Here is a 21,963-nt window from a genome sequence, read left to right on the forward strand (position 1 = left end):
GATTACAGGTCCTTTCGCAGTCTTGGATCGAGAGTGTCGCGCAGTCCATCGCCGACCATCTGCAGCGAGAGCACGGAGAGAATGATGGCAATGCCCGGGAACAGCGTCATCCAGTCGGCCTGACCGATATATTGCCGGCCGGCCGCGATCATCGTTCCCCATGTCGGAATTTCCGGGCTGACGCCGAGCCCCAGAAAAGAAAGCCCCGCTTCGGCCAGCATCGCATTGGCAAAAAGGAATGTGCCCTGGACCAAGATCGGCGACATAAGATTGCGCAGCACATGTCGCGTCATGATGTGAAAGGTCGATATTCCAAGCGCCTTTGCGGCTTCGACATAGGGCAGTTCGCGGAGAACCAGCGTCGACGCGCGCACGATGCGGGCAAGACGCGGAGCGTAGACAACCGAAAGGGCGATGATCACGGTGGTCAGCGAGGGACCAAGTGCCGCGACCAGCGCGATCGCCAGTAGAATATCCGGGAAGGCCATCATCGCGTCGATCAGGCGGGCGATCGGGGTGTCGAGCTGCTGGAAGAAGCCGGCTAGCAATCCAAGCGTCACGCCAATCACCGCCGACAATGTGACCACCGCGACGCCCACCAGCAGCGACAGACGGCCGGCAAAAATGGTGCGCGAAAAAACATCGCGTCCGAACTCGTCTGTGCCGAAGAAGAACATGCCGCTTGGCGGTTTCAGGCGATTGACGATGGAGAGCTTCGAGGGCGAATAGGGAGCGATCAAGGGTGCGAAGATCACGAGCACCACAAAAATAGCCAGGATCAGCACGCCGATGGCGACCGTCTTCCTCCTGAAAAGCCGGCGGAAGAATTTGCTGCGCTCGCTTTGAGCGGGTTTGATGGCAATGTCCGTCATCAGTAGCGCACCCTCGGATCGACCAGCAGATACAGCATGTCGATAGCAAAATTGATCAGCACGTAGAGGGCCGCAATGACCAGCAACGCACCCTGGATCACCGGATAATCACGCCTGAGCACCGCGGAGACGACCAGGTTTCCGACGCCTGGGAGACCAAAGACGGTCTCCGTCACCACGGCGCCTGAAATCAGCACCGCGGCTGTGAGGCCAATGACGGTAAGGATCGGAATCAAGGCATTCTTGAGCGCATGCTTCAGGACGACCCGGCGCTCGACGAGGCCCTTGGCGCGTGCGGTGCGGATATAGTCATCGCCAAGCACATCCAGCATCGAGGCGCGCGTAAAGCGAAGGATCAGCGCCGATGAAACGATGCCGAGCGCAAAGGCCGGCAGCATCAGATGATACATGCGGTCAAGGAAGCTCGAACCGGGGCCGCCATAGCCCGACACCGGAAAAAGATTGAGGCGCACGGCGAAGAACTGCATGAGGATGAGGCCGAGCCAGAAGCTCGGTATGCTAGCCACGAACATCGCCAGGGCGGTCGCCGCCTGATCAACGAATGACCCGCGCCGGTATGCCGCGTAAATTCCGATCGGCAGCGCGATGATGCAGGCGATGGCCAGGGAGAACAGCGTCAGGAAGAATGTCGGCTCGGCGCGATCGAGCAGCGCCGAGGTCACCGGCATATTCAGGAAGATCGACTGGCCAAGATCACCCTTCAGGAGCTTTCCTATATAGTAGAGATATTGGATCCCCAGGGATTGATCGAGGCCCAGCCGGGCACGAAGATCGGCGATATCCTGCGGTGTCGCATCCGGCCCGAGCATCACGGCGGCTGGATCGCCCGGTGTGACACGGACAATGATGAAGACGATCGTGACGACCAGGAACATGACGACGATCATGCCGAAGAGGCGCTGTAGGACGTAACGTATCATGCTTTGCTGATCCTTCCGGCCGACGACCAGGGGATGATCAAGAGGCGGCCAGCCGAAAGGACCGGCCGCCCATGTTGGTCGAACTACTTCTTGATCGAAGCATTCCAGAAGTACGGCCAGGGAGCGGGAGTGACGCCCTCCAGTTTTGTGGACACGGCCGACACCGCATTGAAATCGCCGATCTTCATGAAGGGAACGTCGTCGTAAATGGCCTTCTGCACCTTCGAAAACAGCGCGACGCGCTTGTCGGGATCCACTTCCGTCGTGAAGGCATCGACAGCGGCCTGACGCGCCGGCGTATCCCACCAGCCCGGCGAACTGGTCGACAGCGAGCCGATCAAACCGGGCTCGGGCAGAAAGGGGCTGTGGGTGATGTAGATGTCCCATAGTTTCGGATCGGTGCGGCGCTGGGTGAGCGTCGCCCAATCGACGACCTGCAAGTCGACGTTGAAGCCGGCAAGCTTGAGATACTCCGCCGCAACCTGCGCCATCTTGTAGTGGAATTCATACTGACGGCTGGTCAGGATACGCAGGGGCTCGCCATTGTAGCCCGCCTTCTTCAGCGCTTGCGCAGCCTCTTCCGGCTTCCCGATATTATACGCGCCGTCGACGCCGGCATCCGTGTGCCATACATAGGCTTTTGGATAGATATCTCCGTTCAGCGCATAGAAGTCCGGGCTGCCGAACGCCGCCGCCAACATGTCTTCCATGTTGAGCGCCTGGCGGATCGCTTTGCGGATTTCGATGTTCTTGGCGATGCCGTCCTTGGTGTTGAAGACGAACACCGGATAGCCGAAGGGCTTCAGAATGACCGGCTGCGAAGCAGTCGATGCCTTCAACTTGTCGAAGGATTCGACCGGAATGGAATCGACATAGTCGTATTGGCCCGAAACCGCCGCCTCGACGCGGGTGTTTGCATCGGGGACCGGCACGAAACGGATTTCGTCGAGATACTGATGACGGGCACCGCCATAGCCGTCGCTTTCGCCATCCCGCGACTTGTAGCCATCGAAACGCACGAGCTGAATATACTGATCAGCCTTACGCTCCTTGAGCATATAGGGACCGGTCCCAATGAATTCCTTCATCGGCTCGTCCTGCTTGTCGGCTGGAATGATGATCGCCGCGGAATTGTTGAAGGCAAGCAATGACGTCAGCGGCGCATAGGGCTGCTTGAGCGTGATCTTGACGGTCGTCGGATCGACGGCTGCAATCGCCTCGATGAAACCTGCCACCTGCTTGCCGCGAGAGGCGATCTTTTCCCAGCGGTTGAGCGATGCGACGACATCGTTGGATGTCATATCCGTGTTGTTGTGGAACTTGATGCCGGTGCGCAGCTTGATCGTATAGGTCTTGCCATCAGCGCTGATCTGCGGAAGGCTTTCGGCCAGAAGCGGGGTTACCTTCCAGCTCTTGTCGAACGTGTAAAGCGTCTCAAAAATGTGTTGGGTAACGATGCCGACGAGATCCGCGGTGGACGACATTGGGTCGAGGGTCGGTGGCTCGCCGATCGTGGCGACGTTGATCACCCCTCCCCTTTCCTGGGCAAGGAGGGTCGAAGGCAAGGCAATGAGCGCCGTGCCAAGCAGCAATGCGACGAGGTTCTTCATACCAGTCTCCCGGTTCATTGTTCCACTATTATGTTATATATCTTTTTATAAAAGAATACAGAACGAGTGAGGCATGTCAATTGCCTTCGCCCGGCAGCCGGACCGGCGGCCTGCTACCATGAGCCAAAATACTCCCTGCTGGTTTGCCACCAAACGCAGCTATGGTTTTATTTGGAATGCAATGAAGCTTGGTTTAGACTTGAACTTCGACCCATCGACCCGCGAATTCGAATGTCAGTTTAGACCGTAGCTATCCTGGAAGCGCCAATCGGGAATGATGCAAGGGACGCATTTGCATCGACGACGACGGTCAGTTGCGCGCCGAAAGTTGATATTTCCTGGGTGGACCGCTATGCAGTCATTTCGTCAGCGGAGCGAATACAGGCACGCCGGTCGAGTGTTTTTGAAAAACACTCGACTTTTTTGTGTTAAGTGCGCCCGATAGCAACAGCGATGGAGATTTTTCGCCCCCATGATTGAACTAACACCGTCACAGATCGCAGGACTGAAACTTGCACAGCAGGGAGACCTTTATCCGCAGTCAGCGAAGAAGTGGACGCACCAAAACGCAACCGTGACATATGCAAAAACCGATCGTTGGAAAGAACGACCGCAGAAAATCAAATTCATAAGTGACAAGACACTGGAAGAGTTGCGGGAGCCTGGCTTTCTTGAACGTCTCCACGTCGACGACGATGCTGGAAAGGACGCGTACGCCATAACCATGGCCGGCAAGATATGGCTTCTGAAGAACAAGTAGAGCGAGGGACGCCTACACCGAGCTCGTCTCTTTCATGGCCTCGATGTTGCAGCGCAATTATACTGAGGCGCTCCCCTACTTCGGGTCGTCCCACGGAAGGGTCCGCGGCGCTGAACTTGCCCCCGGACGCTGAACCGCGTGGAACAGCAACCGTTATTTTCGATCGAACAGATCGCCGCAGGCCTCGCGAGCAAAGTAGATTTTCTGCTTGATGCGTCGAACATGGCCTGTGGCACCTGCCCGGATCTTCCGGTCACACATTTAGCCACCACATTTTAGCATTCATTCGATGTAACGGGGCGCGAGGTCATAATCGTCGTGCAGGATTCTGGCGCCGATCTGTTTTACGCGCTTGAAAGGCTCCACCGGCTTTCGCAGCGATTAAGGCGACATCGGACTTGCGGCACCGATCAGGTGCTTCGGAATGAAAGGCGATAATCTCTGGCTCAGTCACCTGCCGGTCCTGCGCCAAAGCGGAAGTGCAAAGCAAGGTAGCTGCAGCCAGGATGATAATTCGACGGTTCTGTAGCTCTCATCCTTGAACCTCGGCGCCGCCAGACGACGCTCCAGAAACGAAAAAGCCTGCCGCGGGAGGAGGTGCGGCAGGCTTTTCGAAAAGAACCGAACAGCGACTGGGAGGAGGAGTGCCGCTGTTCCCACAGACGTCCCTGGGAGGAGGAGTGGGCCGTCTGAAACCCGAAGCTCTGCGGGAGGAGGTGCATTGCTTCGATGGGTTGGATCATACACTGGCCGCCGCAGTTTCCTATCGTTTATGCTGCACTGCAGCTATGCAAGAAATACAGATCTGAAAGATCCACCACGAAACGAGGACCCAACCGATCCTCAGACAGGGAGCCCGACGCAAAAACGCCCGCGTCATCAGCGGGCGTCGAGCAATCTTTGAGACGATAAATCCGTGCGGTTAGCGCACGACCGATGCGCGGGCAACGCTGCGGATGTCGGCTCGGTCGATACCGAGGTCCTGCAGTTCACGGCTGGACATGCGGCCAAGTTCGTTGACGGTCTGACGGAACTTGCGCCAGTTGTTGAAAGAGCGTGCTACGTTCATGATGATCCCCTTTCCTGAGGGCTTCTGACGTCAGCAGCCTCGCTTGGCTCCGGCGTCGTTTCGATGATTGGAATATAGCCATTTCAATCGGTTTAAAACAGTGACAATCTCTCATTCCACCCATGCATCTGGCGCATTGGTTCTGCATATTCCGCAAGAGATGATCGTTTCTTAGGCGCTGAAGCCACCGGAGCCGCCAGCATTGGGGTCCAGACGTCGACAGATCCCGGTTCGAACTGTGGGCCGGCATCAGCCTGGAAGAATATTGCTCCACATAAAAGCAAGCGAGCCGTCGACCCCATGCGGACTCGATGACAAAAGGTGAGGTTCGCCAAAGCCCTACCTTAGCGGCTGAGATTTCCGGCAAATGAGAAAGCGACAGAAAATTCACGAATCATTGATCGTGGAGCGTCTGAGCTATAAGGTCGCTCGGCGCGCTAAATGGCCGTGGAAATAAAGAGGAACTATGATGCCGACAGGTACCGTTAAATTTTTCAATGAAGACAAGGGTTTTGGCTTCATTACACCCGAAAATGGAGGAACGGATGTGTTCGTTCACGTTTCCGCTTTGCAGCGGGGCGGTTCGCTCAGAGAAGGTGAGAAGGTCAGCTACGAGCTGGGCCAAGATCGCAAGACCGGCAAGTCGAAGGCCGAAAACGTCAGCGTGCTCTGATCGTATGATCTAAGAGATCTGCCACGGATTTAGCCTGCTTCAGTATTGGATATTGGAGCAGGCTAAACCAAACTTGTCGCCCCGACAGGCCCGAACCTTAGACTTTGCAATTGGCTCTGAACTCTCTCCCGCGCGCCACCGCCGTCCTCGACAGCCGTGGAGCTGCAGACGCTGCAACGAAGGCGCTCCGGAAGGATTGGCCTGGTTCAGTATCAGAAGACCTTTCCGGCCGATCTCCACCAACGACGATATTTGCGTCCACAACCCGATCTCCTCCCGCCGGATTGATCCGTGAGTTTTCTTAAGAGTTTCACCTGACCAGCCAAACAGAGGCGCGTCAAAGCCGGCTCGCCGTGGCGACCCTGTCACTCCGGCCGGAACCATGCGCATAGCCACGCGTTGGTTCCATGAGGCTGCAGGCCGTGCCAAACGGACATGATGGTGCTGAAGAACATGGAGATTTTTCCGTTTTCTCTTCATGGCCAACGAAACGGCAGGCGAGCTTCCCATCCATCCGGTCCGCAGCCTCTGCCCTTTCAACGATGGAGAGCATCATGGACGAGCGACGATATGGGCGACTTTCGCCAAATCGCGGAGCGATCCTCCTTGTGGCCGCCTCGCTGATGGCAGCGATACCGGGAGAGAGTTTTGCACAACAGGCGCCGAATACCGACGATTGCCAGGCTCCCGATGCGAACGGCCAGACCAGCGATGAACGGACGGCGCCAAGCCCGAAGAGCGACACATCGAAACTCTCGGATTGCGGCGGCATACTGAAACCGCCGGCGACCGGCGATCGTGGATTGGAAAAGCCGGCACCGGATGTCGGCAACATGCCGGTCATCCCTCCAGGCAACGTGCCGAACGAGCATGGAAAAGATGCACCACGGAGTCAGTGAACCCTTACATACCTAGGGCTTCGGTGCCGGTTGCTCGATGGTCTTCTGGTCGATGGTGGAATTCTGGTTAGTACCGGTCACGAACGGTTTGATGACGATGATGCTGAGGATTGAAGCTACCATTAGTCCCAGAATGACGAGTAACAACGCACGCATTTTGGCCTCCGCTTCCTATCGCGGCTTGCGGATACTAAGATTGCTGTCGTGGCCGCTGATACCATTCACTTGACGGGAATGACCTTCAGCCCGACGCTTGGCCTCGTCGTTTGTAACCGATCCTTCGACGAGTACGCGGCCGTTGCTGACGGAAACAAAGATACCGCTGGCGTCCAGCAACGGATCCTCGTTCAACCTCTTATGGATTTCCCGGCGGATATCTGCATCCGGTCGCCGCTGCGAGGCGGATGCATTGAATGGGCTTCTGTCGCTCTCGGGCGATGGCGTATGCGGGGTGCTGGCTCCATGCTCCTTATGGTGGCGTTGCATGATATTCTTCCTTCGTTGGGCCATGAGGCTCAACCGGGAAAGCACCATAAGGTTCCATCCGCATCGCGGCGTACAATCTTACCGGCCCGCGATAACACTGTGCAGAAGGAATCCGGCGAGGCCGCCGATCGCCAGCATCGCTGCACTGCGCGTCGCATGGCGTTTACGCGGCCGCGACGCCAGGACCGCCGCCGCGATCCGGCCACTGGCCTTGTCCACGGCTTGGCTGCGCTGGCTGTCGCTCTCCGGCGTATCCACCGATCGAGAATCGTCGGTGCCGGGTTCCGCGTAGCCGGGAGTTAACTCCGATGATGTGACCGAATCAATGTCTCCGGAGCCGCCGGCCGCCTGATCAAGCGCCTGTCGGGTGCGAACATCGCGTGACGGAGAGAGCGCGTCTTTAGTCCTGGCGTTCGTGAATTTGGCCATGGCATCCTCCTTTCGTTATGGGAGGCAAACCAGCGCCGGCCAAGAATGTTCCGTAACGGGCATTGGCCGGTCATGCGGTTGTCGTGACCATCTCGAAAGACATCACCCTGTAGCGTTCCTCGACGGTGGCCAGGAGTTCCGGCGCACCACCGCCGACGCTTGAATGCTTCCAGCGCACCTGATAGGTCGCGTGGATGGCGGCATCGGTCTCACCTGCCGCTTTTGCGATGAAGAGGAAGGCGTAGCCGAGTGGCTCGAACGCGGCCTGGACCTTTGCAATATCAGTGATGTCGCCGAGTTCGATTTCCATGCGCGCCCGCTGTTGATGCGGTATCAGTTCATCGAACCATTTGAAGGGTGACAGCACGATAAAGGCAGCGATGGCTCCCGCGGACCCGATCACCAACTGCCCGCCGCCGATGCAAAGGCCGATCGCCGTCATGATCCACAGCGTAGCCGCGGTCGTGACACCGGTGACCAGATCGCCGCGCTTGAGAATGGCGCCGCCGCCAATGAAGCCGACACCCGTCAGCACCCCGAGCGGAAAGCGCAGAATATCCATGGAGGCGAATGATTGCGATGTCTTACCGATTGTGGAAAGCAGCAGATTTGCCTGGATCATGGTCAGGCACGCCGCCAACCCGACCAGGATCGTCGTCCGGAACCCGGCGGCATGTCCGCCGACCTCGCGGTCCATACCAATCAGCGCGCCGGCGACAATGACCAGCAGGAGACGGGCGACGATATCAATCCATGCGGGGTTCAAGGGCATGAACTCGATCATTGTGCTCGGCATGGCGGCCTCCGCCCATCCGTTTCATGACAAATCTCGAATACTGGAACAAAGCTCGGGAGATTTCGTTCCGCCCACTGGATGATGGCCGGTCCCTCTAAAATCTCAGGAGAACGCGCATGACCATAACGGCAAAAGATATCGTCTCCGTTCTTGGCCCCGTCGATGAAACCCTGATGGCTGATGTCTCCGCGATCGGTGCGACGCCGGAGGAACTCGCGGAAGCTTGGGCCTGGGTCAATAGCGACCAGGCTATGATCGACGAGGGCAGGACCTTGCCGAGCGGTAAGGTGGCCGAGCTCGTGGAACTGCTGTCCGCCGGCGAGGACGACGAGTTCGAAATGTGACCCGCAATTCGCAATCGGATACACCGTCGCCAGCAGATCCGCGAATCTGTCGGCCATGCTTCATATCGGCCGATCAGACCTTCGATTCCTCCAGCTATTGTTCCCATGCGATCAGCACTATCCCGCCCGATAGACAGGCGCTGCAACCTATGTGCTTGTAAGCCTCGGCTTCGAATGTCATTGGTCAGACAACACGAGCGGCACACAAGCAGTTTTCCAAATGAAACTTGATGCAATCGATCTGCGCATACTGGATGCCATTCAACGCGATGGCCGCATCACCAAGCTGGCGCTGGCCGAAAAAGTGGGGCTCTCGCCGACCCCATGCTGGCTTCGGCTGAGAAAACTGGAAAAGGCTGGAATCATCAGCGGCTATCATGCGCGTCTGTCGCTCCGCCGGCTCGCATCCGTTGCCAGCGTCATGGTCGAGTTGACGCTTGCCAACCATCGCCAGAGCGACTTCGAGCGTTTCGAACGGGCGATCGCCGTCATCCCCGAAATCGTCGCCTGCTGGTCCGTCGGCGGCGGCGTCGACTATATTCTGAAGATCATGACGCCCAATATCGATGCCTATCAACGCCTGATCGACGACCTCCTCAATCGCGATCTGGGGATCGAGCGTTACTTCACCTATATCGTGACCAAGACCGTCAAGGAGGACACCGTGCTTCCGGTCGCCGATCTCCTTTCCGGCGATCCCAACGGCGGCGAATAGAGAAACTCTCTACGAACGCCTCTGTTTTTAGGCCCTTCCTCTCTTCCACCGGCAAGCAATGGACAATCTCTCGCAACCTTCCGTGAGAGCATTGCAGCACCTGAAAAGAGAGGTTTGCCGATGACCGCAATACGCGCCCGTCCCGCCTATCACGAAGCCCTGTCAAGCCTGAATGACCGGCATTTGCTGCGGGATCTTTCCTATATCGGCGGCCGTTGGGTCGCGGCTAAGACCGGAGCGAGCTTCAAGGTCACCGATCCCGCATCCTCGACAACGCTTGCCTGGGTGGCGAGCCTCGGCAGGGAAGAGGCACTCGAAGCCGTTGACGCGGCGGCGGATGCCTATGCCGCCTGGCGCTCGCTCCTGCCGCAGCACCGCGCTTCGATCCTGCGCAAGTGGTATGAGCTGATTCTCGCGGCAAAAGAGGATCTGGCGCTGATCATGACGCTGGAACAGGGCAAGCCGCTTGCCGAATCCCGCAGTGAAATCGACTATGCCGCGAGCTTCGTCGAATGGTATGCGGAGGAAGGAAAGCGGATCAACGCCGAGAGCGTGACCAGCCACTTGCCAGACGCCGAAATGATCGTGCGCCGGGAAGCACTGGGCGTCGTGGGGATCGTCACGCCATGGAATTTCCCCGCTGCCATGATCACGCGCAAGGCGGCCGCAGCCCTTGCCGCCGGCTGCACTGTCGTTGCCCATCCCTCGTCCGAGACGCCATTGTCCGCGCTTGCCCTTGCCGAACTCGGCGAGCGCGCGGGCCTTCCCGCTGGTGTCTTCAACGTCGTCACCGGTGACGCCGCGACCATCGTCGGCGCCTTTTGCGACGATACGCGGGTTAGGGCATTGAGCTTCACCGGCTCGACCAGCATCGGCAGGCTGATCGCCGGCCAATGCGCCGCGACCATGAAGCGGCTGGTGATGGAGCTTGGCGGGCACGCGCCCCTGATCATCTTCGACGACGCCGACCTCGATCGAGCCGTCGATATCGCGATCAATGCGAAATTCGCGACCTCCGGCCAGGATTGTCTGGCCGCCAACCGCATCTTCGTCCAGCGGTCGATCATCGAGGCCTTTGTCGAAGCCTTTGCCAAGCGCATCGCAACACTCAAGGTCGGCAACGGGCTGATGGAGACCGTCGATATCGGCCCGTTGATGAACGAGCGCGCCGTGGCGAAAGTCGAGGAACATGTGGCGGATGCCTTAAACCGGGGCGCATGGCTTGCCACGGGCGGAAAGCGCCACCCCGCCGGACCGCTCTTCTTCGAGCCGACGCTGCTTGTCGATCCCTCGCCGGATGCGCTGATCATGCGCGAAGAGACCTTCGGGCCAGTCGCGGCGGTAACACCCTTTGATATAGAGGATGAGGTGATCGCACGCGCCAACGACACCGAATATGGCCTCGTCGCTTATGTCGTGACGCAAAACGGTGCGCGCCAGATGCGGCTCGGCCGGGCACTGGAATACGGCATGGTGGCAATCAACCGCGTGAAGATCACCGGCAGCCCCATCCCTTTCGGCGGCTGGAAGCAATCCGGCCTAGGCCGTGAGGGCTCCCGCCACGGCATCGAGGCCTTCACCGAGCTCAAATATCTCTGCGTCGACACATCAGCCTGACGCCTCCCATTCAGCACAAGGAAAAGATCATGTTGGACAAGCGCAACGAACTGAACGCCTGGGACCGGGATCACTTCTTCCACCCCTCGACCCATATGGGAATGCATGCGCGTGGCGAAACCCCGACCCGTGTCATCGCCGGGGCCGAAGGCGTCCATATCACCGACACCAACGGCAAGAAGAGCCTCGACGCCTTTGCCGGTCTCTACTGCGTCAACGTCGGCTATGGCCGGCAAAAAATTGCCGATGCGATTGCCGAGCAGGCGAAGAACCTCGCCTATTATCACGCTTATGTCGGCCATGGCACCGAAGCCTCGATCACGCTTTCGAAGATGATTATCGACCGGGCGCCCGAAGGCATGAGCCGCGTCTATTTCGGTCTTTCCGGCTCGGATGCCAACGAAACGAATATCAAGCTTATCTGGTACTACAACAACATCCTCGGCCGACCGGAAAAGAAGAAGATCATCTCTCGCTGGCGCGGTTACCATGGCTCTGGCGTCATGACAGGCAGCCTCACTGGCCTTGAACTTTTCCACAACGCCTTCGACCTGCCGCGCGCGCCCATTCTTCATACGGAAGCACCCTATTTCTTCCGCCGGCCCGACCGGTCGATGGATGAGGAGCAGTTCGCGCAATATTGCGCCGACAAGCTCGAGGAAATGATCCTCGCCGAAGGCCCGGAAACCGTTGCCGCCTTCATCGGCGAACCGATCCTCGGCACCGGCGGCATCGTACCGCCGCCAAAGACCTATTGGCAGAAGATCCAGGCCGTGCTCAACAAGTACGACGTGCTGCTCGTGGCCGACGAAGTGATCACCGGCTTTGGCCGTCTCGGCACGATGTTCGGCTCTGATCACTACGGCATGAAGCCGGATCTGATCACCATCGCCAAGGGCCTGACCTCGGCCTATGCGCCGCTGTCGGGCAGCATCGTTTCCGAGAAGATGTGGCAGGTGCTCGTGCAGGGGTCCGACCGGCTCGGCGCCATCGGCCATGGCTGGACCTATTCCGCCCACCCGATCTGCGCGGCTGCCGGTATCGCCAATCTCGAACTGATCGATGAACTCGGCATCGTTGAGAATGCCGGCTCGACCGGCGCCTATTTCCGCTCCGAGCTAGCCAAGGCGGTCGGCGAGCACAAGCATGTCGGCGATGTGCGCGGCGATGGACTAATGGCTGCAGTCGAATTCGTCGAGGACCGGGATGACCACAAGTTCTTCGATCCAGCAAAGAAGATCGGCCCGCAGGTGGCTGCGGCCCTGCTCGAACGCGGCGTCATCGGCCGCGCCATGCCGCAGGGAGACATCCTCGGTTTTGCGCCACCTTTATGCCTGACCCGCGATGAGGCCGACATCGTCGTCAAGGCCGCGGCCGGTGCGATCGAAAGCATTTTTTCAAAGCTCTGACGCAGCCTTCGATCGGCGATGCCGGCAAGGCTCGGACGGGATTGCCCAGTCCGTTGTTGACAACGGACTGGGCCGCTCGGCTTGGTCATCGCCATGCCGAATAGAATGGTATACATGGATTTCTGTAATTGTAGCGGATCAATCCATGCATCGTCATGATTCAAAAACCCAGGACAGCAATCCCTGGAAACCCGTCCTTCAACATCGCAAGGGCGCGACCAAGCACAAGCTGCTTACCGACAAGATCATTTCCGACATTGACGACGGCATCCTGCCGGTCCATGCCCAGATGCCGACGCATCGCGATCTCGCCCATGCGCTGGGAATATCGGTCCAGACGGTCAGCCTCAGCTACAAGGAGGCGGAGCGTCGCGGCTATCTGCGCGGTGAGGTCGGGCGCGGCACCTTTGTGCGCAGCCGCATTACCGAACGCGCCGACAGCTTCATGCTCGACCGCGATCCGAGCGGCAGCGCCGATCTCTCCATCATCCGTGCCGTCTATACCGAAGCGCACGAGCGGTCGGCGCGCGAACTGATGCAGGCTCTCGCCGAAAGCGACAATAGCAGTTTCATGCGGCCATGCCGCCCGATCGCCGGCCTCGATGCCCATCGCGTCGCCGCCCAGACCTGGTTAAAGCGCCTGTCCGTCAATGCCGATCCCGATCGTATCCTGATCACGAATGGCGCCGCCCATGGCCTGTTCCTGGCGGTGGCTTCCGTCGTGCGGCCCGGCGACGTGGTCCTGACCGAGAACCTGACCGACCACGGCATTATCGGCCTTGCCAATGTGCTGGGCTTCACTCTGCGCGGTCTTCCAACCGATCGCGAGGGCATTCTGCCGGAAGCCTTCGAGGCTGCCTGCGCGGTCGGCGACGTCTCGGCGCTCGTTATCATTCCCTCGCTCGGCAACCCCACCAGCCACGTCATGGGAGCGGACCGCCGCCGCGCCATTGCCGATATCGCCCGCCGGCACGGCATCTTCGTCATCGAGGACGAGGTCTACAAACCGATGCTACAGGACCCCCTGCCCTCGATGCCGGACCTTTTACCGGAACTCGGCTTCTTCGTGACGAGCTTTACGAAATCGGTGATGACGGGATTGCGCATCGGCTATCTCGTAGTCCCGGCCCATTATTCCATCCGTGTCGCCTCGATCCTGCGCGTCACGGGATGGAGCGCCACCAATGTCGTCGCGGAGATGGCGTCACGCTGGGTCTCGGACGGCACGGCTGACGCCCTGATTGCCGTCCAAAGAAGCGAAGCCCAGGCAAGGCAGGCGATCGTCTCCGAGGTGTTAGGCCCCTTCGTTGCCGGCAGCCATCCCCTGTCGCTATGCGCGTGGCTATCGGTTCCCGAGCGCTGGACTGAAGAAGGATTGGTCCGCGCGCTTGCCCGCAAGAGCGTCGCCGTGACACCGTCCGATCCGTTCGTTGCCGGCGGGGAACGGCCGGCCGGTGGCATCCGCATCTGCCTTGGCGGCCGCCTGTCGCACTCCGCCCTTCGCTCGGCGCTCGAAACAGTTCGTGGTGCCTTTGAGCAATTGCCGCCCATTTTCGACGTCGGATCGATCGTATAAGGACGGCCGGTGCCGGAATTGCCCGGCATCGTCGCTCGCCGCCCAGTCAAAGTATCCCGGTCAAAGGATAGAGTGCAGGAATTCCTTGGTGCGATCTTCCTTAGGCGCACTGAAAATCTCTTCCGGCTTGCCTTGCTCGCAAATGCGACCCTTGTCGAAGAAGCAGACGCGGTCGGAGACCTCGCGCGCGAACCGCATTTCGTGCGTCACCAGCAGCATGGTCAGATCGTGCTCGTGGGCGAGATCGCGGATGACGCCAAGCACTTCGCCGACGAGCTGCGGATCGAGCGCGGAGGTCGGCTCGTCGAAGAGCAGTACGCGCGGGCGCATGGCAAGGGCGCGGGCGATGGCGACGCGCTGCTGCTGACCGCCGGAAAGCTGGCTGGGATACTGATCCTTTTTCTCCGAAAGACCGACCATGCGCAGCAGATCGATCGCCCGGCATTCGGCCTCCGCCCGGCCCAGCCCAAGCACCCGCGTCGGCGCCTCGACGATGTTGCGCAGCACCGTCATGTGCGGAAACAGATTGAAGCTCTGGAACACCATGCCGACATGGGTGCGGATCTGGCGCAGATGCGCCTCGCTGGCGCGGAAACGCCCACCACCTTTTTCCTGATGGTAGGACATGCCAGCCAGATGCAAGGTCCCTTCCTGAAAGGGTTCGAGCGTCATCAAGATGCGCAGGACCGTCGATTTGCCCGAGCCCGAAGGCCCGATCAATGTCACCTTCTCGCCGGGCGCGACATCGAAACAGAAATTGTCCAGCACGGTGAAATCGCCGTAGCGCTTGGTGACATCTTGAAAGTTGATCAGGGGGTCTGTCATCGCAGAGCAATTCCGTTTTTCGGCAACGCCTTTTCGAGCCAATGGATGGCCGCCGAGCAGACGAGCGTGAGGATGAGAAAGATCAGGCCGACGAGGGACAACGGCACCAGATATTCGAAGGTCCGGTCGCCGATGAGATTGGCGAGATTGAGCATGTCGACCACGGTGACGACAGACAGAACCGGCGTCTCCTTGAGCATCGAGACAAGGTAGTTGCCCATGGCCGGGATGATGCGCGGGATCGCCTGCGGGATGATGATGTCCCAATAGGTGCGGCCACGGCCAAGATTGAGCGCTGTCGCTGCTTCCCATTGCCCGCGCGGTACGGCGTCCAGGCCACCGCGATAGACCTCCGACGTATAGGCCGAATATTGCAGCCCGAGCGCCAGCGCGCCGGTCAAAAAGGCCGGCAGGACGATGCCGTAGATCGGCAGCACGTAATAGAGGAAGAAGAGCTGGACGATGAGCGGCGTATCGCGCAGGAACTCGATGACGAAGGCCGTCGGCCAGGAGATCGCCACGAAGCGGCTACGCCGCAACAATGCGAATACCAGACCGAGAACCAAGGCGATCGCAAATCCGGCTGCGGCGGCCTTCAGCGTCACGATCAGGCCGATGCCGAGGATCGGCAGGATCGACAGCGCGAAAGAAAGCGTCGAGGACGTATCCCAGGAAAAGCCATACATCATGCCGGCGCCCTCCCCGGGAAAGCGGCGCCTCGACGCAGGAGCGTCTCAAGCCAGCGCATGAAGACAACCAGAATAAGCGCCATGATGAAATATCCGATCAGCGTCAGCGAATAGATCGTCACGCTGTCCAGGGTGATGTTGCGCAACTGCTGCGCCTGGAAGGTCAGGTCGCTGATCGAGATCAATGAGACCAGCGCCGTGTCCTTCAGGTTCTGGACGGCGAGATTGCCGAAAGGCGGCATCATCTCCACCACGGCCTGCGGCAGGACAATGCGGAAGAGCGTCTGCCCATGCCCGAAATTCAGAGCCCGCGCCGCCTCGTGCTGCGTATCGGGAACCGATTGCAAAGCACCACGTACCACCTCGGCGCCATAGGCTCCAATGTTCAGCGCCAGGCCGACGATGCCGGTCGTGACGGGATCGAAGGAGATCCCGATCAGTGGCAGCGCATAATAAAGCCAGAAGAGCTGCACCAGGAGCGATGTGCCCCGGAATATTTCGATGTAGATCAAGGCGATCCAGGATAGCAGTCGCCCACCGGCGAACCGGGCAAGGCCGGCCGCGAAGGCAAAGATCGCGCCGAGCAGCATCGAGGTGACGGCGATCATCGCCGTCACCTCGGCGCCCTTCAGCAATGCCGGAAGATAATGCGTCCAGCTCATGTCCGGGTCACCTCCGTCCGCAAGATGCAAGGGCCGATCGGCCCGGCCATCGCCCGCAGGCAAGGGCCGAGCCCATCCAGATGATCATCAGCTTCACTTGCCCGCGCACAGGTCTTCCGTGTTCTTGGTCCGCGCGGCCTCGACGCTCTCGGCGCTCAGCCCATAGGACATCAGGATCTTCTTGTAGTCGTCGGTCTTCTTGAAGGCGGTGAGCGCGGTATTGAAGGCCTTGTAGAGCTCCTTGTCCTCCGGCCGGAAATCGAAGCCGCCATAGCTTCTGACCGACTTGCCTTCGATGACCGGGTCGGTGAAGGGTTCCGCGTGTTCGACACCGGTGCCGCCCTGGACCAACTTGGCGACCGTCAGCTCCGTTGCCGCATAGGCGTCGGCACGGCCGGTCTGGATGGTCGAAAGCGCGTCGGCATTCGCCTGGATCATGACGATCTGCGATTCCGGAATGCCGAGGCCGTGGAAGAAGTCGAGCTGATCGGCGCCCGATACGATCGCCACCTTCAAGGACGGGTCCTTCTTGATGTCCTCATAGGAATGCAGCTTCTTCGGATTGCCCTTCGGCACCAGAAGACCCTCGCCGTAGCTTGAATTAGGCGTGGTGAACTGGACCTGCTTGCAGCGCTCCGGCAAGATGTTCTGCTCGGCGGCGACGAAATCGAAGCGCCTGGCCTTCAAGCCCGGGATCAGCGATCCGAACGGCGTGACCGTCCAGTCGATCTCCTTCACACCCATCGACGTCAAGACGGCTGCCGCGACATCCGGGCCGATGCCCTTGGCAGCGCCACTCTCATCCATGTAGCTGTAGGGAACCTCGTTGGCATTGGCGCCGCGGATATAGCCGTCCTTCTTGATCTGTTCGAGGCTGGCGGCGTGGGCGGAGGCGGCAAGGCCGAGCGTCAGGCCCATGGCGGCAAGGCTGCGGTAAAAATTCTGTCTCATGGTTCACTCCTCTGTGGTTGAATACCGTCATCGGCTGTCCGGTATTCCGGATCCCTGCCGTAACGGGGTTGCAATCCGCGCCGCGCTGTCGCGGCGCGGCAATTCAAGGGCCATCCGTCAACGTTGCGATGACGGCCAGGCAATCTCCGGTCTTGATGAGACCCGGAAAATGACGCGCGGCAAGGATGCCATCCAGTGCCGCGCGATAGTCCAAAGGCACAGATCCGGTGCGGCCGATCGGATGGATACGGGCGATGGTCTCTCCCGCCGCCACCTCTTCACCGAGATCCTTTGTCGGCTCGAAAAGCCCATCCGTTTCGGCGAAGACGAAGCAATCCGACGACGGCATGTCGAGCCATTGCGTCGCTTCCGTCTCCGGCGCGCCGGCAACGATACCGGCCTGTTTCAGGACATTCAGGACGCCGCGCTTGGCTATGGAAGCCGTGCGCGCCGATATGGTTCCACCGCCCGAAAGCTCGGTGGTCACGAAAAGCTTGCCCATCTCCTCGGCGGTCGTGTCGTACATGCCGACGGCATCGATCTCGATCATCCGCATGGAATAGGGCGCGGAAAACGCGGCGACCGCGTCGAAGCAAGCCTTCTCCTGCCTTTTGTCTGGCAGCGCATGGGCTGCCGCATAGGGCAGGAAATCGAGCGTCCGGCCGCCCGAATGGAAATCCAGCACAATGCCTGCCAGGGGCAGCAGGTAACGAGTAAAATAATCGGCGATCTTCTCGGTCACGCCGCCATCAGGCCGGCCGGGAAAGCTGCGATTGAGGTTGCCCTTGTCGATCGGAGAGGTGCGGGTGCCCGCCTGAAAGGCTGGGTAATTCATCGCCGGGACGATAATAATCCTTCCCCTGATCTCTTCAACCTTCAGCGTCCGGGCAAGATCGAAAAGCGCGACCGGCCCCTCATATTCGTCGCCGTGATTGGCACCGGTCAGAAGTGCCGTCGGCCCCTCGCCGTTCCTGATGACGCAGATCGGGATCATGATCGAACCCCAGGCGGAATCGTCGCGCGACCAGGGCAGGCGCAGATGACCGTGCTGGACGCCGTCGCGATCGAAATCGACAGTCGGCGTTATCGGCGATGGGCGTGTGCGGATCGTCATCTTGTTCATGGCATCCGATCACTTCACCACGAGTTTGCGCGGCACATTGGACAGGCATTCGACGCCGGCCTCGGTGATCACGATGCTTTCCGTGATCTCGATGCCCATGTCCTCCAGCCAGAGGCCAGTCATGAAATGGAAGGTCATGCCGGGCTTAAGCTCAGTGCGGTCGCCCGGACGCAGGCTCATGGTCCGCTCGCCCCAATCCGGCGGATAGGACAGGCCGATCGGATAGCCGGTGCGGTTGTCCTTGACGATCCCGTATGTCTTCAGGACCGCGAAGAAGGCATTGGCGATATCCTCGCAGGCATTGCCCGGCCTCGCAGCGGCAAGCCCGGCCTCCATGCCTTCGAGCGTTGCTTTCTCCGCGTCCAGAAAAGCCTGGGTGGGCTTGCCGAGAAAGACGGTGCGCGACAGCGGGCAATGATAGCGGCGATAGCAGCCGGCGATCTCGAAGAAGGTGCCCTCACCGCTCTTCATCGGCTTGTCGTCCCAGGTCAGATGCGGCGCGGAGGCATCGGCGCCCGACGGCAGCAGCGGCACGATCGCCGCGTAATCGCCGCCGAAGCCGTCGACACCACGAATGCCGGCATCATAGATCTCGGCGACGAGGTCGGATTTTCGCATGCCCGGCTCGATCTTTTCGACAATGCGCTGGTGCATGGCCCCGACGATACGGCCAGCCTTGCGCATGTAGTCGAGCTCCGTCGGGCTCTTGACGGCGCGCTGCCAGTTCACCAGCCCCTGGGCATCCTTGAAGCGGGCGTTCGGCAGATGCTTGACGAGCGAGGCATAGGCTGCGGCGGTAAACCAGTAATTGTCCATTTCAACGGCGATCGAGGCGTTGGCCCAACCGCGTTCCGCGATGATCTGCGACAGCAGATCCATCGGATGGCGCTCGTTCGACTGCACGTAGTGATCGGGATAACCGATGATGTTGTCATGGGCGAGATAGGCGGTGCGTTTGGCGCCATTGGCATCCTGGCCACGCCCATACCAGATCGGCTCCCCGGTGCCCGGCACCAGCACGCATTGATGCACATAGAAGGACCAGCCATCATAGCCGGTCAGCCAATGCATGTTGGACGGATCGGTGACGATGACGAGATCGACGCCGGCCTTTTCCATGGCGCGCCGCGTCTTGGCGAGCCGCTCGGCATATTCGGAGCGGGTGAAATTGAGGGTTGGTTCGCTCACGACGGGTCTCCTGATGCTTTTGTCGTTTCAATCGCCTGCCCGGCGCCAGCTGAAACCGCGCGACGATAGGCAAGCGTGGCGATGGCCGTGTCCTGCACGCCGGTGCCGGTCAGGTCGCAAAGGGTGATCGCCGCATCCGAGCGGCGGCCGACCGCCTGGCCGCTGATGATGGCCCCGAGTTCGGGAAAGGCCGTACCTTCGGTTACAATCCCCGCGGCGATGGCGTGATGCAGCTCGCCGAGCCGGCGGGTCTGTCTCAGGCTGTCGGCGACATAGGGTTCGGCGCACGGGATCGCCGCCGGATCGATCTCGTTCTTATGTTCGGCATCCGAGCCCATGGCGGTGACATGCTGGCCCGGTTCCAGCCAGGAAGCGTCGAGGATCGGCCTGTCCGAGGGTGTGGTAGTCACGATAATGTCGGAGCCACGGCAGGCCTGTTGGGCATCCGCCTGCGCCGACACGGGAAAACCGAGTTCTGCCGTCAGCTCCCTTGCGATCTTTTCCGCCTTTTCCACATCGCGCGCCCAGATGCGGGCCACCTGGATCGGCCGTACCAGCGTCAAGGCCCGCAGCTGCAAACGTGCCTGCATACCGGCGCCGAGGATTGCGGCGATCCGGGCATCCGGACGGGCCAGATGTCTTGCGGCTACGGCTCCTGCGGCAGCCGTGCGCACATCCGTCAGATAGCCGTTGTCGAGCAGCAGCGCTTCGACCAATCCGGTATGCGCCGACAACAGCATCATCAATCCGTTGGTGCTCGGCAGGCCGAGCGATGGATTGTCGAAAAAACCGGGGCTCACCTTGATCGCGAAGCTGTCGAGACCGGGCACATAGGCCGCCTTGACATCAACCTCGCCGCGATGGGCGGGGATATCGAGCCGCATGATCGGCGGCATTCCCACCGCCTTTGTCGCCAGAGCCACGAAGGCTTGTTCAACACAATCGACAGCGTCCACATCAAGCGGCACGATCCCGCGCAAATCGGTTTCCGTCAGGATCAGTACCCGCGCCATCACACCACTCCCGTCTTGATGTCGTCGACAATCGCGCGATGAACTGCCGGGTCGATATTGCCGCCGGAAACGACGATCGCAATCGGGCCATGGGCTCTGACCTTGCCGGCAAGGAGGGCCGCGATGCCGACCGCAGCCGCGCCTTCGACAATCTCGCCTTCGACCCTTGCCGCATGGCGAATGCCCTCGGCAATCTCGTCCTCGCTGAGCAGGACCACATCGTCGAGAAGGTTGCGGCACATTGCAAAGGTCAGGCGATTGTCGAGCCCGATGCCGCCGCCGAGCGAATCCGCGAGGGTTTCGACCTCTTCCACATCGGTCGGTGCACCGGCGGCAAGGCTCACCGCCATGGCTGCTCCCCGTTCCATCGACACGCCGATCACCCGCGCCTGCGGCCGCTTACCCTTGATCGCGGCGGCAACGCCCGACGCCAACCCACCACCGGACAAGGGCACCAGAACTAGCGCCACATCCGGCAGATCATCAGCGATTTCCAAACCGATGCTTCCCTGGCCGGCGATCACGGCGGCATCGTCGAAGGGCGGCACGAAGCGCATCCCTTCCTCGCGCACCAGACGCTCGACCTCGCGCATGGCGTCATCCTGCGAGCGACCGACAATACGGACGTCTGCCCCAAGAGCGCGGACCGCCTCGACCTTGTTGGCGGGAACCAGAGCCGACAGGCAGATGGTCGCTCGCGCACCCAGTGCCTTGGCCGCATGCGCGAGCGATCTGCCGTGGTTGCCCGTCGACGCCGTTATTAGCCCGCGCGAGCGCGCCGCCTCGTTCAGGCACAGGATAGCGTTGGTGGCACCCCGCAGCTTGAAGCTGCCGGTCGTCTGGTGATTTTCCAGCTTGAGGAATATGGGCGCACCACACTGCCCGGAGAGCGACCGCGAGGACTGCAATGGCGTGTGGACCACATGTCCGGCAATGCGCCGCCGCGCCTCTTCGATATCGGGCAACGTCACCATCGCCGTCATCGCGCGGTCCCTCGCTCGGAAGTTACAGGGACCGATGTCAGCCCGATTTCCATATGTCTCTCACGCTGAGTGCTCATGATGGCAGCGTGAGAGAGACAATAGATCATGTCAATCTTAATATTGTTTCATTACAATTTTCGGACGCCTGCTGCTACTGCAGGATCTCTGCCGGATAGGTGTTGATCTCACCGAGAACTGAATCGGAATTTCAGTCGAGAGACTGCGTATCGAGGACCTGCCTCATCCAATCGACGCTCTTCCCGTCCCGCATCTCAGGCATGGCCTTGAGGCAATTGGATATGGATTGCGAGGGTTGAAATTTACAGCAACGGC

The 21,963-nt window shown here is 60.1% G+C and carries 24 protein-coding genes; 8 read left to right on the plus strand and 16 right to left on the minus strand.

The genetic code is table 11. The features are described from left to right. Window positions 1-2: 2 nt before the first annotated feature. The 3 genes from EX00_RS16185 to EX00_RS16195 form a co-directional block, all read right to left on the minus strand. The gene (locus EX00_RS16185; RefSeq protein ID WP_047459656.1) at window positions 3-872 is read right to left on the minus strand and encodes an ABC transporter permease; all 870 of its coding nucleotides are present in this window, start codon (window positions 870-872) and stop codon (window positions 3-5) included. Continuing rightward, window positions 872-1,813: an ABC transporter permease gene (locus EX00_RS16190; protein WP_047459657.1), complete on the minus strand. Its 942-nt coding sequence runs from the start codon at window positions 1,811-1,813 to the stop codon at window positions 872-874. The genes EX00_RS16185 and EX00_RS16190 overlap by 1 nt, the downstream gene beginning before the upstream one ends. A gap of 83 nt (window positions 1,814-1,896) precedes the next feature. After that, window positions 1,897-3,423, minus strand: a complete 1,527-nt coding sequence (locus EX00_RS16195) for an ABC transporter substrate-binding protein (protein ID WP_047459660.1) — start codon at window positions 3,421-3,423, stop codon at window positions 1,897-1,899. A 472-nt stretch (window positions 3,424-3,895) separates the two neighbouring features. Between EX00_RS16195 and EX00_RS16200 the strand changes: the two genes are divergently transcribed. Further along, window positions 3,896-4,183 carry a hypothetical protein gene (locus EX00_RS16200; RefSeq protein WP_007698176.1) on the plus strand — a complete coding sequence of 96 codons (288 nt, stop codon included), beginning with the start codon at window positions 3,896-3,898 and terminating at the stop codon, window positions 4,181-4,183. 922 nt (window positions 4,184-5,105) lie between these two features. Here EX00_RS16200 and EX00_RS31105 read toward each other — a convergent pair. Beyond that, a complete protein-coding gene (locus EX00_RS31105) occupies window positions 5,106-5,252 on the minus strand; it encodes a DUF1127 domain-containing protein (RefSeq protein WP_080761255.1) in 147 nt (48 codons plus the stop codon). Window positions 5,253-5,721: 469 nt separating this feature from the next. Between EX00_RS31105 and EX00_RS16205 the strand changes: the two genes are divergently transcribed. Both EX00_RS16205 and EX00_RS16210 read left to right on the plus strand, forming a co-directional pair. Then, window positions 5,722-5,925: a cold-shock protein gene (locus EX00_RS16205; RefSeq protein ID WP_007693942.1), complete on the plus strand. Its 204-nt coding sequence runs from the start codon at window positions 5,722-5,724 to the stop codon at window positions 5,923-5,925. A 554-nt stretch (window positions 5,926-6,479) separates the two neighbouring features. Then, window positions 6,480-6,824, plus strand: coding sequence for a hypothetical protein (locus EX00_RS16210; RefSeq protein ID WP_155294076.1), 345 nt, complete (start codon window positions 6,480-6,482; stop codon window positions 6,822-6,824). 12 nt (window positions 6,825-6,836) lie between these two features. Here EX00_RS16210 and EX00_RS31745 read toward each other — a convergent pair whose 3' ends face one another. The 4 genes from EX00_RS31745 to EX00_RS16225 form a co-directional block, all read right to left on the minus strand. Next, window positions 6,837-6,980 carry a hypothetical protein gene (locus EX00_RS31745; protein WP_202903721.1) on the minus strand — a complete coding sequence of 48 codons (144 nt, stop codon included), beginning with the start codon at window positions 6,978-6,980 and terminating at the stop codon, window positions 6,837-6,839. 15 nt (window positions 6,981-6,995) lie between these two features. Then, complete coding sequence (locus tag EX00_RS16215) at window positions 6,996-7,310, minus strand: BON domain-containing protein (RefSeq protein WP_052210753.1); 315 nt, start codon at window positions 7,308-7,310, stop codon at window positions 6,996-6,998. 78 nt (window positions 7,311-7,388) lie between these two features. Beyond that, on the minus strand, window positions 7,389-7,739 hold the full coding sequence (locus EX00_RS16220; RefSeq protein WP_047459664.1) for a hypothetical protein: 351 nt from the start codon (window positions 7,737-7,739) through the stop codon (window positions 7,389-7,391). A gap of 70 nt (window positions 7,740-7,809) precedes the next feature. Beyond that, a complete protein-coding gene (locus EX00_RS16225) occupies window positions 7,810-8,535 on the minus strand; it encodes an MgtC/SapB family protein (protein WP_047459669.1) in 726 nt (241 codons plus the stop codon). Window positions 8,536-8,651: 116 nt separating this feature from the next. Here EX00_RS16225 and EX00_RS16230 point away from each other — a divergent pair, with 116 nt between their 5' ends. The 5 genes from EX00_RS16230 to ehuR all read left to right on the plus strand — a co-directional run bounded on the left by EX00_RS16230 (window position 8,652) and on the right by ehuR (window position 14,196). Next, window positions 8,652-8,879: a hypothetical protein gene (locus EX00_RS16230; RefSeq protein ID WP_047459671.1), complete on the plus strand. Its 228-nt coding sequence runs from the start codon at window positions 8,652-8,654 to the stop codon at window positions 8,877-8,879. Window positions 8,880-9,099: 220 nt separating this feature from the next. Next, entirely contained in the window at window positions 9,100-9,594 is a 495-nt protein-coding gene (locus EX00_RS16235; protein ID WP_047459674.1) for an Lrp/AsnC family transcriptional regulator, read from the plus strand. A gap of 120 nt (window positions 9,595-9,714) precedes the next feature. Continuing rightward, window positions 9,715-11,211, plus strand: coding sequence for an NAD-dependent succinate-semialdehyde dehydrogenase (locus EX00_RS16240; protein ID WP_047459677.1), 1,497 nt, complete (start codon window positions 9,715-9,717; stop codon window positions 11,209-11,211). A gap of 29 nt (window positions 11,212-11,240) precedes the next feature. Next, window positions 11,241-12,620, plus strand: coding sequence for an aspartate aminotransferase family protein (locus EX00_RS16245; protein WP_047459679.1), 1,380 nt, complete (start codon window positions 11,241-11,243; stop codon window positions 12,618-12,620). A 145-nt stretch (window positions 12,621-12,765) separates the two neighbouring features. Then, window positions 12,766-14,196: a MocR-like ectoine utilization transcription factor EhuR gene (ehuR, locus tag EX00_RS16250; protein ID WP_047459683.1), complete on the plus strand. Its 1,431-nt coding sequence runs from the start codon at window positions 12,766-12,768 to the stop codon at window positions 14,194-14,196. 60 nt (window positions 14,197-14,256) lie between these two features. Here the strand turns inward: ehuR and ehuA are convergent, their stop codons facing one another. From ehuA to eutB, 8 genes are all read right to left on the minus strand, one after another. Next, entirely contained in the window at window positions 14,257-15,021 is a 765-nt protein-coding gene (ehuA, locus tag EX00_RS16255; RefSeq protein ID WP_047459687.1) for an ectoine/hydroxyectoine ABC transporter ATP-binding protein EhuA, read from the minus strand. After that, a complete protein-coding gene (ehuD, locus tag EX00_RS16260; RefSeq protein ID WP_047459690.1) occupies window positions 15,018-15,710 on the minus strand; it encodes an ectoine/hydroxyectoine ABC transporter permease subunit EhuD in 693 nt (230 codons plus the stop codon). The genes ehuA and ehuD overlap by 4 nt, the downstream gene beginning before the upstream one ends. Then, window positions 15,707-16,372 carry an ectoine/hydroxyectoine ABC transporter permease subunit EhuC gene (gene ehuC / locus EX00_RS16265; RefSeq protein ID WP_047459693.1) on the minus strand — a complete coding sequence of 222 codons (666 nt, stop codon included), beginning with the start codon at window positions 16,370-16,372 and terminating at the stop codon, window positions 15,707-15,709. The genes ehuD and ehuC overlap by 4 nt, the downstream gene beginning before the upstream one ends. Window positions 16,373-16,465: 93 nt before the next feature. Next, window positions 16,466-17,323 carry an ectoine/hydroxyectoine ABC transporter substrate-binding protein EhuB gene (gene ehuB, locus EX00_RS16270; protein ID WP_047459699.1) on the minus strand — a complete coding sequence of 286 codons (858 nt, stop codon included), beginning with the start codon at window positions 17,321-17,323 and terminating at the stop codon, window positions 16,466-16,468. Between the two features lie 103 nt (window positions 17,324-17,426). Then, window positions 17,427-18,446 (minus strand): N(2)-acetyl-L-2,4-diaminobutanoate deacetylase DoeB, encoded by a 1,020-nt coding sequence (gene doeB / locus EX00_RS16275; RefSeq protein WP_052210754.1) that lies wholly within the window; start codon window positions 18,444-18,446, stop codon window positions 17,427-17,429. A gap of 9 nt (window positions 18,447-18,455) precedes the next feature. Continuing rightward, window positions 18,456-19,634 (minus strand): ectoine hydrolase DoeA, encoded by a 1,179-nt coding sequence (gene doeA / locus EX00_RS16280; protein WP_047459701.1) that lies wholly within the window; start codon window positions 19,632-19,634, stop codon window positions 18,456-18,458. Next, window positions 19,631-20,647, minus strand: coding sequence for an ectoine utilization protein EutC (gene eutC, locus EX00_RS16285; RefSeq protein WP_047459703.1), 1,017 nt, complete (start codon window positions 20,645-20,647; stop codon window positions 19,631-19,633). Before eutC ends, doeA begins: the two co-directional genes overlap by 4 nt. Then, window positions 20,647-21,621, minus strand: coding sequence for a hydroxyectoine utilization dehydratase EutB (gene eutB / locus EX00_RS16290; protein ID WP_047460443.1), 975 nt, complete (start codon window positions 21,619-21,621; stop codon window positions 20,647-20,649). Before eutB ends, eutC begins: the two co-directional genes overlap by 1 nt. Window positions 21,622-21,963 lie beyond the last annotated feature (342 nt).

The sequence above is a fragment of the Martinezella rhizogenes genome (assembly GCF_000799715.1).
In the GTDB taxonomy this organism is placed as follows: domain Bacteria; phylum Pseudomonadota; class Alphaproteobacteria; order Rhizobiales; family Rhizobiaceae; genus Rhizobium; species Rhizobium rhizogenes_C.